The sequence below is a fragment of the Erythrobacter alti genome, assembly GCF_037996805.1.
Taxonomy (GTDB): domain Bacteria; phylum Pseudomonadota; class Alphaproteobacteria; order Sphingomonadales; family Sphingomonadaceae; genus Alteraurantiacibacter; species Alteraurantiacibacter alti.
Map to the genome: position 1 here is coordinate 382,659 of NZ_JBBNAX010000008.1, position 14,506 is coordinate 397,164.

A 14,506-nucleotide genomic window follows, 5' to 3' on the forward strand; every position below is an offset into this window, starting at 1 on the left:
CCTGAGGGATGCCCTTTTTCGCTCTGCGTTAAGAAGCGCCGCCTACTTGGGTGCGAGCACCATCAGCATCTGGCGACCTTCGAGCCGCGGGAAGGCTTCGATCTTGGCGGTTTCGGCCATATCGTCCTGCACTCGCTTGAGCAGGTCCATGCCCAGATGCTGGTGCGCCATTTCACGTCCGCGGAAGCGCAAGGTGATCTTCACCTTGTCGCCATTGTCGATGAACTTGTTCACATTGCGCATCTTCACATCGTAATCATGGGTGTCGATGTTCGGGCGCATCTTCACTTCCTTGATGTCTTGCGTCTTTTGCGTCTTGCGCGCCGCATTGGCCTTTTTCTGGGCTTCATAGCGGTACTTGCCGACATCGAGGAACTTGCAGACCGGCGGATTGGCGTTGGGCGACACTTCAACGAGATTCAGGCCAGCTTCGGCAGCCTGCTCAATCGCTTCATTGGTATACATGACGCCAAGGTTTTCCCCTTCGCCATCAATGACGCGGACCTTGTCTGACTGGATGAGATGATCGTATTTCGGGCCGGATTTGACCGGCGGTGCCATCGAACGGCGGGGTGGACGTGGTATGGAATCGCTCCTGTAATGATTGGTAACCGGGCTCTATGTAAGGCGTAATGCTGGCAAACGCCAGAGGTTCACGCCGCTTCCCGCCATAAAGGGAACCGGGCGAGCCTTTTCCCCGCCGGAACGAGCGCGTCGACGGCGCTAGCGGGCTGTAACGCCTTGATAATCGCCGGGTCGCCCGCATTCATCCCACCGGTAAGCGCGCCGAACGCGGGCAGGATCATGCGCCCGCAACTGGCATCTTCATTATGCGCCACCACCGCGCATGGGCGACGGATGTGGCGTTCGCGCACCTTGACCTGCACGCGCGGGTGGAAATGGCCAGACAGTTCGGGCCGCGTCTCACCGCGCTTGGCCATGTGCCGCAGCACCATGCCGCCCACTTCCAGTTCCTCGGCAATTGTTCCGCCGCTTTTCGCTTCCATCGCGGGATCGTGATTACCGGTGACCCATACCCAGTCGGTCGCGCGGGTGAGGGCGGCGAGCATTCCTTCGGCATGCGGTTCCAGCCGCTGCGACCCATCCGAATCGTGGAAATTGTCACCCAGCGTATAGACCCGCCGCGCGCCTGTAATCCGCACCGCTTCGGCCACCCGTTCGAGCGTTTCGCGGCTGTCATAGGGCGGCAGGAACTGGTTGTGCTTGGCGAAGTAGCTCGCCTTTTCGAGATGCAGGTCGGCCACCAGCAGCGCATTCTCGCGCGGCCAGAACAGTGCGCGTGCGCCGCCTTCCTGCGGCACAAGGCGGAATTCGTCGCCGCAGAAGGCAAAGGTGAACGAAACGGGAACCATGCGTCTCACTTGCCGCCTGCCAGCGGGTTTGGCAAGAGCGTGTGTCATGGACACCAGCAAACAGACCCAAGCCGCCCGTACCTGGTTCGAAGCCCTGCGCGACCGCATCTGCGCAAAATTCGAGGCAATAGAGCGCGAGGCAGGTTCAGACGCGGCTTTCACCTACCGCGAATGGGACCGCGATACCGGAGACGATTCGGATGGCGGCGGCGGCGTGCAGGGGCTGATGAAGGGCAAGGTGTTTGAAAAGGTCGGCGTCAACGTCTCCACCGTATCGGGCGAATTCAGCCCGCAATTCGCCGGCCAAATGAACGGCGCGAGCGAGGAGCATCCGCAGTTCAGCGCCACGGGCATCTCGCTGGTCGCCCACATGGCCAATCCGCATGTGCCCGCCGTCCACATGAACACCCGCTTCCTGACCACGCAGTCGGCCTGGTTTGGCGGCGGCGCGGACCTCAACCCGCCGATCCCCTATGAGGAGGATACGCAGGCCTTCCACGCCCGCCTGCGCGCTGCCTGCGCCGCGCACAACCCGACCTATTACGACAAGTTCAGCAGATGGGCGGACGACTATTTCTACATCCCCCACCGCGAATGCCACCGCGGTGTCGGCGGAATTTTCTACGACCACCTCGAATGCGACGACGATCCGTCATTTGATCGCAATTTCGCCTTTACCAAAGACGTGGGCGAGGCCTTCCTCGACATCTACCCGCAACTGGTCCGCGCGCGCATGGAGCAGGAATGGACACCGGAGGAAAAGCAACAACAACTCGAATGGCGCGGCCGTTATGCCGAGTTCAACCTCGTCTATGATCGCGGAACCCTGTTCGGCCTGAAGACGGGCGGGAACATTGATGCGATCCTGATGAGCCTGCCGCCCGAGGCGGTATGGAGCTGACCTAGCTCGCCGGCCCGTATACCCGCACCCAATCCACTTCCATCGCCAGCTCGCCTGCGCGGATGCGGTCGGCAGTGGCTTGGGGCATCCCGACATACGGCTCCTCGATGCCGTTGATCTTCTTCGGGAAGATGCCGCCCACGGCGAAGTTGAGGATCAGGAATTTGGGATTGTCGAAAGCCCATTCGCCGAAGAATTCGACATTGGTCTTGGGGATGCGCATGGTCAGTACGTCGTCGACATAGAAGCGGATCACTTCCGGCTCCCATTCGACCGCGTAGACGTGCCAGTCGGTGACATCGGTGCCTTCGGGGAAGTAATAGCGATCGTCGATCCCGGCATCGCCCGAATAGCCGGGGCCGTGGAGCGCGGTGCCGGTCCAGTCGGCCTCGCCGATATATTCCATGATGTCGATCTCGCCCGTATCGGGCCAGTCGTCATTGCCGAGTAACCAGAAGGCGGGCCATACGCCGGTCGCATCGGGCATGCGGATACGCGCTTCGGCGCGGCCATAGGTGAAGTCGAATGACCCACGCGTGTTGATCCGGCCAGAGATGAAATCGGCATTGCGATCCGCACGTGTGTCCTCTCCGGGACGGTAGACCGGACGCAGCACCAGCACGCCGCCATCGGCGCCTTCGGCCTCGCTCAGCAACTGGATGGTGTCGGGGGAATCGACATAGGCCTGCTCCTCCTCGTTCACCCAGAAGTCCATGCCCACTACGTTCCACTTGGTGCGATCAAGGCTATCGCCCGAAAATTCGTCGGAGAAAATCAGCGTTCGGCCATTGCCACCATCGGGCTGAGCCTGCGCGGCATCGACCTGAGCCTCGGTCTGCGGGGCGGCGGTGTCGGTGGCCTGCTCGCAAGCGGCGAGCGGAAGCAGGGCGAAGGCGGCGAGAAGCGGTGTCAGTTTCATGGCCGCAAGCCTATCGCAGGGCAGTTGCCAAGTCACGCCAACGGTTGCGATTTCCCGACAGCCGGGCGAGTCACTGTTCGCGGTTGAGCTCGTCTTCCATCAGCCGGTCGATGCCCGAATGTGCGCGGGTCGATGGCCCTGTGCCCCTCCCGCGATAGAGGCTGCGCAGGTACGAAATGTCGAACGCGCTGAGCCGGTTGGGGCCGGGTGCATCTTCGTCGAACAGGGCCAGCACCGTGTCGAACTCGCCTTCCTCACGCGGGGGCCGTGTCTGCGCGAGTGCGCGCATGGTGGCATAATCGGCGACGGCAAAGGCGTCGACATCCGCAAGCACCGATCGGTCGATCAGGACGACGGAAATCTCGATATCGTTGGTCATTCCCGTGTCGAGCCGCGACATCGAGTAGACCTGGTTGGAAGGATCGCCCAGCGACCGGTCACCGCCACCTTCGGTGCGCATCAGGGTTGTCTGCCAGGCGAGCGCGGGACCTTCCTGTTCGAGAATGCGGCGGCGCTGCCAGATATTGATCCCGTCGAGCAGGAACGCATCATCGTCGCGCATCTGCTGGAAGGTTTCGCGTGGATCGTTGACGAAGATGACCCAGAGGTTTGCGCGGCAATCCTCTGTCGCTTCCAACTGCGCACCGGCACGTTCGGCATTGTCGTAGATGCGGTCGATCACCAGTTGCGCATTTTCAGGTGAGAGACCCCAGACACCGGGGCAGATCTCGTCATTAAAGCGCGCCAGCACCTGTGTGGTAGAGCCGCGCGCATTGGTGACATCGCGCGCCTGCTGGCGGGCGTTTCGCTGGTCGACCGATATCTCGCCCTCTACAATGATTTCGTTTTCTGCCGGATCGGGATCGTTGCCGGTATCCTGCGCCATCACCGGCTGCACGGTTAGCGCAAGGGCGGCGGCCAGGGCGCCGAGGGGGCGAAGATGGGTCAAACCGGCTGTCATATCTCGTTCTTTCATGATCGTTCGCCAAGGGCCATTATCCTGGACCTATGTGCGTAAATTCAGATGCGTGGCGAACCCTGTGACTGTACCATATTCCACCTTGGCGCGCGACAGGCAGGAAAATCGACGAAGACCGGAGTGGCTTCGGTAGATGACTTGCGTTCATCGCACGCCTATGTGACCTGCTCTATGCCCGCTGTGATTACAGATTGATTTACGGAGTTTCCATGCGTTTTCCTGCCTTTGCCGCACTCGGCGCCTTGCTGGTGGCCGGCTGTTCCACCGAAGACCTGCCTTCGCAGGAGCGCGTGATCGCGCCGATCCTGACAAGCGAGCAGGCGATGGATGAATTCACCTATGCGCGTCCGCTGGAAGCGCGGGTAACGCATGTTGCGCTCGACCTCGACCTCGATTTCGAAGGCGCACGGGTTGAAGGCACCGCCACGCTCGACGTGCAGGCGGCCGAGGACGCGACCGAAATCGTACTCGATTCCGATGGGCTGATCATTGGCGGTATTGCCGATGGCAACGGCAATGCGCTTGAATATACGATCGGCGAAAGCGACCCCGACAAGGGTGAGCCGATCACCATCCAGCTTGGCGAAAGGACCGGGCCGGAATTGCAGCAGATCGTCATTTCCTATGCCAGCGGTCCGAGCGCGGAGGCGCTGCAATGGCTGGCCCCCGAACAGACCGCGGGCGGCGAGCATCCTTTCGTGTTCAGCCAGGGCCAGGCAATCCTTAACCGTAGCTGGATCCCGACGCAGGACAGTCCCGGCATCCGCCAGACGTGGGAAGCGCGCATTACCGCACCCGATCCGCTGACCGTGGTGATGAGCGGCATCAGCCGCGGTGATCCCGAAGTGCTCGACGTGGCTGAGGGTGAAACCGCAAGGCGCGCTTTCGAATTCGTCATGGACAATTCGATCCCGCCCTATCTGATCGCGATTGCCGCCGGGAACCTCGAATTTGCCGAGCTTGGCCCGCGTTCGGGTGTCTGGGCAGAACCCGAGCAGATCGAAGCTGCCGCCGAAGAACTTTCCGATACCGAAGCGATGATCGACGCCGCCGAAGGGCTCTACGGTTCCTATCGCTGGGGCCGCTACGACATGATCGTACTGCCGCCTGCCTTCCCGTATGGCGGGATGGAAAACCCGGTGATGACCTTCCTTACCCCCACGTTCATAGCGGGCGACCGTTCGAACACCGGGCTGATCGCGCACGAGTTGGCGCATAGCTGGTCGGGCAACCTCGTCACCTATGCCAGCTGGCGCGATGGCTGGCTGAACGAAGGCGTCACGTCCTATCTCACCGCGCGCATTTCCGAGGAAGTCTTTGGCGAAACTCGCGTGATGCAGGAACGTGCGCTGGAATATGCCGGCGTGCTCGAAGCGCTGGAAACGCTCGGCGAAGACAATCCGCGTACCTCGCTGCGGACGCCCGATGAACTGAACCCGCTCGAATACAGCTCGGCCATTGTCTATGACAAGGGCGCGATGTTCCTCCACACGATGGAAAGCATCATTGGGCGCGAGCGGTTCGATGAATTCATGCGCGGCTGGTTCGACCGCCACGCTTTCCAGCCTGCGACCTCCGAAATGTTCCTTGCCGATCTGCGCGAATATGTCGTCAAGGATGATGAGGAGCTGGAAGAATCGCTGATGCTGGATGAATGGATCTACGGCACCGGCCTTCCGGAAAATGCTGCGCTGCCCAATCCGGAAGCCTTTGCCGCAGTCGATGCCGCGGTCGAAGCCTACGCCGCCGATTCGACGCTTCCGGGCAATGCAAGCTGGACCGGCTGGACCGCGTTCGAACAACGCCGCTTCCTGGAAGAGCTGCCGGACGAACTGAGCGACCGCGAACTTGCGGCGCTCAATGAAACGCTCGGCCTTTCGGAAACCGGCAATAATGAAGTGCTGTTCCTCTGGCTGGAGGCTGCCCTGCGCAACGAATACCAACCCGCCGTGAGGCAGGCCGAGACTTTCCTTGGCCGCGTGGGCCGCAACAAGTTCGTCGAACCCCTGTTCAAGGCGCTTTGGGAAACCGGTGCCTGGGGTCAGCCGATCGCGACACGCATCTACGAAAGCACCCGCGGCAGCTATCACAGCTACACCCGCGGCAAGGTCGATTTGATTGTGGGGTTTGAAGCGGAAGGCGAGGTCGCTAGCGAAAGCTAGGGAAGCACGGCCTTCCTGCAGTTGAGCGGGCTACCACTGTCGGCCCATGCGTCGCCCACTTGCACTTAGCGCAAGTGGGCTACTCTTTCTGCTTGCCGAATGCCGCGTTGCACCGCACAATCGCACACGATGTTGCGCCAGTACGAACTTGTTGAGCGGGTCAAGGGATACGACCCGAACGCCGATGAGGCGCTGCTCAACCGTGCCTATGTCTATACCGTGCAGAAACACGGTACCCAGAAGCGCGCCAGCGGGGACCCGTATTTCAGCCATCCGGTAGAAGTCGCCGGGTTGATGACCGACCTGCAGCTCGACCAGGAAACGATCATCACCGCGCTGCTTCACGATACGGTGGAAGACACGCTCGCCACGATCGAGGATGTCGAAAAGAACTTCGGTCCGGAAGTCGCGCGGCTGGTCGACGGGGTCACCAAGCTTTCCAAGATCGAGCAGATGGCGGAGAACGAGCGTGCGGCGGAAAACCTGCGCAAGTTCCTCCTCGCCATGAGCGAGGACCTGCGCGTGCTGCTGGTGAAGCTGGCTGACCGGCTGCACAACATGCGCACGCTGCATCACATCAAGAGCCCGGAAAAACGCCAGCGTATCGCGCGCGAGACGATGGATATCTACGCGCCGCTGGCAGAGCGGGTGGGCATGTACGAATATATGCGCGAGATGCAACTGCTCGCCTTCGAACAGCTCGAGCCCGAGGCCTACACCACGATCACCAAGCGGCTCGAACAATTGCGCCAGTCGGACAACGGGCAGGTCGACCGGATCGCGCTCGACATCAAGCAGGCCCTGTCCGAGGCCGGCATGGAAGTCGAGGTCAAGGGCCGCGAAAAGCATCCCTATTCGATCTGGCGCAAGATGGCCGAGCGCCATCTGCCGTTCGAGCAAGTGTCCGACATCATGGCCTTCCGCGTGGTGACCGAAAATCCAGAAGATTGTTACCGCGCGCTGGGGATTCTGCACCGCACATTCCAGTTCGTGCCGGGCCGCTTCAAGGATTACATCTCGACCCCGAAAAACAACGGTTACAAATCGCTCCACACCACGCTGTTCTACGATCAGTCGATGCGCGTCGAGGTGCAAATCCGCACGCGCGAGATGAACCAGACCAACGAATTCGGCCTCGCCGCGCACTGGGCCTACAAGCAGGGCGACCGGCCTGATGGCGCAGTCGGCTGGCTGCGCGACCTGATCGAGATTGTCGATGCCAGCCATGATGCCGAGGAACTGCTCGAACATACCAAGCTAGCGATCTACCAGGACCGTATCTTCGCCTTCACCCCGCGCGGCGCGCTGTTCCAACTACCCAAGGGTGCAACGGCGGTCGACTTTGCCTTTGCGGTGCACACGGACCTCGGCGCGCAGACCGTGGGTGCCAAGATCAACGGCCGCCACATGCCGCTGCGCACGCCGCTGGGCAATGGCGACGTGGTGGAGATCATCAAGGGCAAAAATGCGCAGCCGCAACTCAGCTGGCTGAACTTCGTCGTGACGGGCAAGGCGCGCGCAGCAATCCGTCGCTCGCTTCGCCTGAAGGAGCGCGACGAGGTGGCCGAGATCGGTCAGAAACTGTTCGACGAGATCGCCGAGCGACTGCCGGCCAAGATTGGCAAGAAGGCGATCCGGCAAGCGGCCGAGCGGCTCGAATTCGAAGGCGTGGAAGACCTGATGTATGCCATCGGCTCATCCAAGCTGAGCGACCGCGACGTGATGGAAGCCATCGTGCCCGGCAGCACGGCCGACATGCCCGAAGAGCTGTCACAGGAACGCGCCATCTCGATCAAGGGTCTGACGCCGGGCGTCGCCTTTGACCTGGCGGAATGCTGCCACCCGGTTCCCGGTGACCGGATCGTGGGCTTGCGGCTCAAGGGTGTGGGCGTGCAGGTTCACGCGATCGATTGTCTCGAACTTGCCAACGGCGTCGACATCGACTGGCTGGACCTGTCGTGGGGCGAACGCTCGAACGGTGCCGTCGGGCGGCTGAGCGTGGTGCTTTACAACAGGCCCGGAACGCTGGCCGACATGGCCGGAGTGTTTGCGCGCAACAATGCCAATGTAATCAATTTGGAACTGACCCAGCGTGACGAGCTGTTCCACAGCTACGAGATCGATCTCGAAGTGAAGGATCTGGCGCATCTGACCCGCATCGTCAGCTCGCTGCGCGCGAGCGACGCGGTGGCGCAGACCGACCGGAGCTAGGCTGTACTACAGCGCCGTCCCGCGACTAGCGGCGATGCGGTTCTATCCCATTGTCGATGCATGCAGACGCCTGCTTTAGACTGCAAGAATGTCAGCTTCGCGGTTCAGTCGCCCATCATCTCACGGACCGGCACCTGTACGCTGCACACATCAACCCCGCCAGCAGGCACGGTGTAGAACGCATCGTCGCGATTGGCGCGGACATGGACATAGCGCGCAAAGCTCTCGCTGGCCGTGTCGAGATATTCGAACGCGGGTGGTTGCTCCAGCTCGCTGGCAAGCCGCACAGTGAGAATAGGCGTGCGCAAATGCGCTTCCTCCTCTGTGTAGAACCCCAGATCGCCCGATCCGCGCGGCAGGCTGGAGAGATGCTCCATCCCCTCGATTATCCGTCCGACCACCGCAAGGTTTCGATCCATATGCCGCTGAGGCTGCCCGATGATCGTGTAGAGTTCTGCGCCGGTGCCCGTGTCGGGAGCATAGCCGCGACCTACGCCGACGTAGCCGTAGCAATGGATGGGCCAGACTTGCGACTCAAGTTCTCGCCCATCGGAAGCTGCGGGCCAGCCCATCGAAAAGAATGCTCCCCCCGCTGCGGCATCTGCGTTCAAGTCTTCGCGAATGCCCATTTTAACTGCGTATTCTGGACTGTCGGTGCCTTGCGCGAGCAAGCGATCTACCTCGGCTGGCCCAACCATTGCCATTATAGCATCGGTGAGGTGACCATTTGTCGTTTCGTAATCCACAACCGGAGCCACCACCCCTTCCGGCAGCACCTTCTCCTCGGTCACATCGCCCCATTGCGTCACGTAATTGTCCTGCACGCGGTTGACGCTCGTGCCGTCCCACCAATGCGCGAGGGCGAGGGTGCGAATGTTCTCCACCCACGGCTGGCTGAAGGGCGGGGGCAAAAGCTGGATCACCACCGTGCGCGGATCGCCCGCAGTGTCCGGAGCCAGCTCCATCACCAGCAAATCCTCTGCAGCAATGGCAATCCATTCCTCCGGCGCGGCTTCCGCCACGACCGATGTAGGCGTCACCGGAGCGGGGTCATCCTGCGCGAATGCGGGCGCGGCGAGAACGAGGGGAAGGGCGGCAAAAGCAATGCGATAGGTCATGCGCGCCACACTGCCACGCCGCTGCGCAAAGGCAAGCCTCAGCCAACCATGTCCTCCAGTTCGTGCATGTCATCGTCCGACAGGCCGAAATGGTGGCCGATCTTATGCACCACGACATGCGCCACCAGATGCTCGATAGTCTCGTCCCCGCGCTCGGCCCATTCGTCGAGAATCGGGCGGCGGAACAGGCGCACACGGTCGGGCATGGTGCCGGAATGCTCGATACTGCGTTCGGTTAGCGGCAGGCCTTCGTAGACTCCGGTCAACTCGTAGGGGTTCTCAATCCCGAGACCGGCGAGAATATCCTTGTCCGGCCAATCCTCCACCAACAGCACGATTTCGCCCATGCGCTCGGCAAATTGCGGGGGAAGCAGGTCAAGCGCAGCCTGCGCCATCGCTTCCATTTCCTGTGCCGACGGGGCCAGTCCGATAGTCCGTGTCATGGGCAATGCAGATAGGGATATGCAGCGCGCTTGTCATTCGCTTGTCCTCCCGCTAGACGCGCGCCTTCTGCCAGATCAGGCATGCGGAGCGGTGGCCGAGTGGTCGAAGGCGCACGCCTGGAAAGTGTGTATACGGTAACCCCGTATCGTGGGTTCGAATCCCACCCGCTCCGCCAACCACCCCCAGCACCAATCTCTGTTTGCAGGGCGCTCGCGCTAAGCCGCGGTGTGCGCGGGCTTGAGCAGGCCAAACCGTCCTTCGCCAGACTGGCGAGCGTTGTCTCTGGAGATATCTGGCGAGATTTGCGCAGGGAGTCTCTGCGCCAATCGTAATCGGTTCGGTTTGCCTGTTTACCAGGGAGAAAACAGGGAAAATCGTGCATTTGGGGCCAAAAACAGGCTGTTTCGTCCATTTTCGATAACAAATGGTCAGATTAAATCGTGCAATTACCGATGGTTACACGCCACATTTCGGGGTTTCCCTGTTATTTGAATTAACAGGGTTGTTATTCGCCCATAACAGGGAGAAAAATTGGATTAGCAGGCCTGTTACTCGGCGGAACAGGCTAGCTGGCGGTTGGCCAGTTGAGGGCCTCGCGCTGCGCAATCCAGCACAGCGGGATGTCCGTTTTTACAAGCTGCTGAAGATTCAATGTGCTCGGTTGGCGCCCTTCAAGAATGTCGCGCTGGATGTCTGGTGCAAGGAATGCGAGCCGCAGCAGTTTGCGGATGTAGGAAGATGGCGGAGAGGCCTCGATGAGCGGCATGCCTTTGCGATCGCATTTGAGCAGCGAGTGCGCGCGGCGAAGCGCTGCGATCAGAGTTGGGTCAGGCCTAATGTCAGGCTTACCCGCTGAGATGACTTGCCGCTGCCCGCCGCGAAGCGGAAACGCGACTGGCGTGTGAACCCGGCATAGTTTGGTCGAAGAATGGATGATGCGCTCGCCCTCGATCAATCGCTCGGAGATGTCAGCAGCCAGATTCCCAGGGCATTCCACGATCATTCCGTCTCCCGCAATCCGAACTGCGAATACGATATCAAGCGGGTCCTTCTCGCGCGGCAACCAGCGAATAGCGGTATCGGTAACTATGCTTTCAATCGCTGCCGCAGGCAGGCGGCGAATAATGTCGTCGCCCTTTTTGCCAGCTCCCTGTTGGAGCGATGCAGAAACGTAATATCGATAGACGCGGTTTGAGCGTCCACGCGAGAACGACGGTGTCATCGCCTCGCCATCGGCAACAAACAGCTTGCCGGTAAGCGGTGCCTTGGTAACGCGGCTATCTGCTGCCGCGCCATGGCGCCGTGCATTGCTACCGAGCTTACGCTGCACGCGCTCAAACAGGTCCGGCTCGACGATCCCATCGTGCTCGCCTTCGAAGACCTGGTCCTTGTGGACGATTTGCCCAAGATAGATCCGGTTGCGCAGCAGATGGAACAGCGCGCCGCGGCTGAATGGCCCTCCGCCTGAGGTACGCCCGGTAGAATAGGTGCGCAGCTTGGAGACAATGCCTTGCTCGCCAAGTTCGCGCTGAACGGCATGGACGGAGCCGATTTCGATATAGCGGTTGAAGATGTGCCGCACCGTCGCCGCTTCGGTCTCGTTGACCTGCAGGGTGCGCGTGCCCGTTGCCGGAAGGTCGTAGCCGAGCGGCACATAGCCGCCCATCCACATGCCCTTGGCCTTGGAAGCAGCGATCTTGTCGCGGATACGTTCGCCGGTGACCTCGCGCTCGAACTGGGCGAAGGAGAGGAGGACATTGAGCATCAAGCGGCCCATCGAGTCCTTGGTGTTGAACGACTGGGTGACAGACACAAAGCTGGTCCCGGCTTTGTCGAAGGTCTCAATGATGCGTGAGAAATCCGTGAGCGAGCGGGTGAGCCGGTCGATCTTGTAGACGACCACCACATCGATCCGGCCTGCCTCGATATCAGCGAGCAGGGCCTGCAATCCGGGACGCTCCATGGTCCCGCCAGAATAGCCGCCGTCATCATAAGGTGCTGGCATTATGGTCCAGCCTTCGCTGGCCTGACTGGTGATGTAAGCCTCGCCAGCTGCGCGCTGGGCATCGAGACTGTTGAAAGACTGATCAAGGCCTTCCTCCGAGCTTTTGCGGGTGTAGATCGCGCAGCGCACTGCCTTCCTATCCTTGCTCATGCGGTATCTCGCAATCCAAAGAACCGCGGCCCGTTCCAGCGACTTCCGGCGATCGCCGTGGCTGCCGCCGAGAGGCTTGGATAGAGCTTTCCATCCCAGCGAAAGCCATCTGCCTCGACCATTACCTTGACCTCGCGGCCCTTCCAGTTGCGTGTCAGGACTGCGCCGAGGCCGAGTTCGCGGCCCTCGGGCTGGGGATTACCCGATCGCGCGAGGGCCTTGCGGGTCTCCGCATCAATCCCGCCGTGCGCCTCGGTCTGCACGCGCCATGCGAGCAGCATGCGCATGAGCGGTTCGGAGCGCAGGGCTGGAGGGGCGCCGTAGCGCCGCTCCCATCTATCCCGCAGATGCTCTAAGTCCATGGCTCCGATCTCCTGCACCAGTCGCTCAGTGTCGGTACTGCTCATGCTGCCGTCTCGGCGTGATAGCGGCGAACACCCTCCACCTTTTGGGAAGAAATCGTGAGACCGCGCTTCTTGAGCGCGCCTGCCAAGGCCCCGCGCACCGAGTGCTGCTGCCAGCCTGTAGCCTTCATCATATCGGCGATGCTTGCGCCGTTCTTGCGGGTGAGCAGCTTTTCCAGCGAATCGAGCTTGCTTGGCGTCTTGGTATTGACGGATTTGGTCATGTGTATTCTCCGGTTGAGGCGGGCGCCATTGTGGCGGCCGCTACCGGCACGAGCCCGGCTCGCCAGGCAAAGACAGCAATGCTCGAGGCCGAGGCGAAGTCCAGTCACTTGTGGAATAATGTGAATTATCCCCGGACTGGCACCCCCTATGTCTTCCGGAGGGTTGCTATGTTCCTGTATTGTTCGGATATGGCCACTGATTCGAAAGAGGCAGTCTCCACTGCCGATCGCCCGCTCACCGTCGTCTACAAGGCGGCCGCCAGCTTGGTCCCAGACCCTCGCAATGCGCGAACCCATCCCAAGAAGCAGACCGCACGGTCGCAGCGCCGGGATGAACTTGGGATCAGGAAACTACGCATCGTGCTTATCGGGTTGGGTGTTAATACCGTTCTCAGCACCCTAGGTCTTGGTTTCAAGAAGTTCCCGCGCGACGAAAAGCGGGTGCGCTGGGAGATAAACCAATGGGCGGTTGAGGCTGCATTAGCGAGGTTGGGTGATCGGCAACTCACCACGGCTGAGCAGCGCGAGGTGTGGAACAACAGCCGCTCCCCGCACAAGGTGGCTTGGCCTGACTGGTGGACGGAGAAGGGTCGCTCATGAAATGCCCAAGCGAACATTGCCGGGCGGCATCACCGAGGCAGCGTTCGGCGACCAGTGCCGAGCTTGAGATGCTTCCCGAAGAAGCCCGTTCTACAAAGGTCCAGTGCTGCCAATACTGCGGATGTCTCTGGTCCGGAGTTGCGGATCAACGTGCCCATATCTGGCATGACCAACCGCTAGGCGGTGGATGACCGCTTTGCGCCCCATTCAAGACATAGCGATCCGAGATTTTAGTCATCCAAAGCGGACATACTCCAAGGCTATTTCGGCTGAGGAGAATGACAATGACTTACTCACAATACGACCCTGCTGCGCTAAACCGCGTGCCATGGAACTTTGGAGCGAAGGTTGGGCCCAAGCGTCCATTTAATCAGAAACAGATTTGGGCGATCCGCTTCTTCCTTGATCGCGAAAAGCGCATCAGAGACCGGGCGCTGTTCGACTTGGCGATCGATAGCAAGCTGCGAGGTTGTGATCTTGTCGAGCTGAAGATCGGTGATCTGGTTAGCGGTCCAGAAATTAGGACGCGTGCGACAATTACGCAGCGCAAGACAGGACGCCCTGTCCAGTTCGAGATTGCGGTAGACGCCCGTGCGAGCCTTTTTGCTTGGCTGGAACTCAGAGGTGGTGACGTTGAGGACTTCGTGTTTCCAAGCCGTGTTGACCACTCACGACATCTCAGCACTCGGCAATATGCAAGGTTGGTCGATGAGTGGGTTGAGGCAGTTGGCTTGCGACCCGAGGAGTATGGCACTCATTCGCTTCGACGGACCAAGGCCTCGATCATCTACAAAGCCACAGGCAACATCCGAGCGATACAAATTTTGCTTGGTCACTCCAAAATCGAGAACACGGTTCGATACCTGGGCGTCGATATAGAAGACGCTCTCACTCTCGCGGAAAAGACGGAAATCTGACTGCTACCGGGCGCCAGCTTCGGTGGGGCTGGCGTCCGCTACTGGGTGAGGAGTGGACGTTGGCAGTAAGAAGCAACGGATGCTAAGCTCCGTGGCAGT

General features: G+C 60.6%; 14 protein-coding genes and 1 tRNA gene. 6 read left to right on the plus strand and 9 right to left on the minus strand.

The annotated features are described in order from the left end of the window. Window positions 1-42 precede the first annotated feature (42 nt). Together infC and pdeM are read right to left on the minus strand one after the other, a co-directional pair. The gene (gene infC / locus AAC850_RS11705; RefSeq protein WP_340588925.1) at window positions 43-561 is read right to left on the minus strand and encodes a translation initiation factor IF-3; all 519 of its coding nucleotides are present in this window, start codon (window positions 559-561) and stop codon (window positions 43-45) included. A gap of 92 nt (window positions 562-653) precedes the next feature. Beyond that, window positions 654-1,373, minus strand: coding sequence for a ligase-associated DNA damage response endonuclease PdeM (gene pdeM / locus AAC850_RS11710; RefSeq protein ID WP_340588926.1), 720 nt, complete (start codon window positions 1,371-1,373; stop codon window positions 654-656). Between the two features lie 46 nt (window positions 1,374-1,419). On the opposite strand from pdeM, the gene hemF reads away from it, so the two are divergent. Then, a complete protein-coding gene (gene hemF / locus AAC850_RS11715) occupies window positions 1,420-2,274 on the plus strand; it encodes an oxygen-dependent coproporphyrinogen oxidase (RefSeq protein ID WP_340588927.1) in 855 nt (284 codons plus the stop codon). 1 nt (window position 2,275) lies between these two features. Here the strand turns inward: hemF and AAC850_RS11720 are convergent, their stop codons facing one another. After that, window positions 2,276-3,193: a glycoside hydrolase family 16 protein gene (locus tag AAC850_RS11720; protein WP_340588928.1), complete on the minus strand. Its 918-nt coding sequence runs from the start codon at window positions 3,191-3,193 to the stop codon at window positions 2,276-2,278. A 70-nt stretch (window positions 3,194-3,263) separates the two neighbouring features. Next, window positions 3,264-4,154, minus strand: coding sequence for a hypothetical protein (locus tag AAC850_RS11725; RefSeq protein WP_340588929.1), 891 nt, complete (start codon window positions 4,152-4,154; stop codon window positions 3,264-3,266). A gap of 227 nt (window positions 4,155-4,381) precedes the next feature. Here AAC850_RS11725 and AAC850_RS11730 point away from each other — a divergent pair, with 227 nt between their 5' ends. Together AAC850_RS11730 and AAC850_RS11735 are read left to right on the plus strand one after the other, a co-directional pair. Continuing rightward, entirely contained in the window at window positions 4,382-6,334 is a 1,953-nt protein-coding gene (locus AAC850_RS11730; protein ID WP_340588930.1) for a M1 family metallopeptidase, read from the plus strand. 129 nt (window positions 6,335-6,463) lie between these two features. Continuing rightward, window positions 6,464-8,545 carry a RelA/SpoT family protein gene (locus AAC850_RS11735; protein WP_340588964.1) on the plus strand — a complete coding sequence of 694 codons (2,082 nt, stop codon included), beginning with the start codon at window positions 6,464-6,466 and terminating at the stop codon, window positions 8,543-8,545. A gap of 104 nt (window positions 8,546-8,649) precedes the next feature. Here AAC850_RS11735 and AAC850_RS11740 read toward each other — a convergent pair whose 3' ends face one another. Beyond that, complete coding sequence (locus AAC850_RS11740; protein WP_340588931.1) at window positions 8,650-9,663, minus strand: peptidylprolyl isomerase; 1,014 nt, start codon at window positions 9,661-9,663, stop codon at window positions 8,650-8,652. A 38-nt stretch (window positions 9,664-9,701) separates the two neighbouring features. Then, window positions 9,702-10,106 (minus strand): metallopeptidase family protein, encoded by a 405-nt coding sequence (locus AAC850_RS11745; RefSeq protein WP_340588932.1) that lies wholly within the window; start codon window positions 10,104-10,106, stop codon window positions 9,702-9,704. Between the two features lie 85 nt (window positions 10,107-10,191). Between AAC850_RS11745 and AAC850_RS11750 the strand changes: the two genes are divergently transcribed. Continuing rightward, window positions 10,192-10,282: transfer RNA gene (locus tag AAC850_RS11750), tRNA-Ser, on the plus strand. A 390-nt stretch (window positions 10,283-10,672) separates the two neighbouring features. Here AAC850_RS11750 and AAC850_RS11755 read toward each other — a convergent pair. From AAC850_RS11755 to AAC850_RS11765, 3 genes are read right to left on the minus strand one after another with little or no spacing between them, the layout of a single operon-like run. After that, window positions 10,673-12,262 (minus strand): recombinase family protein, encoded by a 1,590-nt coding sequence (locus AAC850_RS11755; RefSeq protein WP_340588933.1) that lies wholly within the window; start codon window positions 12,260-12,262, stop codon window positions 10,673-10,675. Continuing rightward, on the minus strand, window positions 12,259-12,669 hold the full coding sequence (locus AAC850_RS11760; RefSeq protein ID WP_340588934.1) for a DUF2924 domain-containing protein: 411 nt from the start codon (window positions 12,667-12,669) through the stop codon (window positions 12,259-12,261). The genes AAC850_RS11755 and AAC850_RS11760 overlap by 4 nt, the downstream gene beginning before the upstream one ends. Then, entirely contained in the window at window positions 12,666-12,890 is a 225-nt protein-coding gene (locus AAC850_RS11765; protein ID WP_340588935.1) for a DUF3489 domain-containing protein, read from the minus strand. Before AAC850_RS11765 ends, AAC850_RS11760 begins: the two co-directional genes overlap by 4 nt. 189 nt (window positions 12,891-13,079) lie before the next feature. On the opposite strand from AAC850_RS11765, the gene AAC850_RS11770 reads away from it, so the two are divergent. Continuing rightward, window positions 13,080-13,490 (plus strand): ParB N-terminal domain-containing protein, encoded by a 411-nt coding sequence (locus AAC850_RS11770; protein WP_340588936.1) that lies wholly within the window; start codon window positions 13,080-13,082, stop codon window positions 13,488-13,490. 284 nt (window positions 13,491-13,774) lie between these two features. Next, on the plus strand, window positions 13,775-14,407 hold the full coding sequence (locus AAC850_RS11775; protein ID WP_340588937.1) for a tyrosine-type recombinase/integrase: 633 nt from the start codon (window positions 13,775-13,777) through the stop codon (window positions 14,405-14,407). Window positions 14,408-14,506 lie beyond the last annotated feature (99 nt).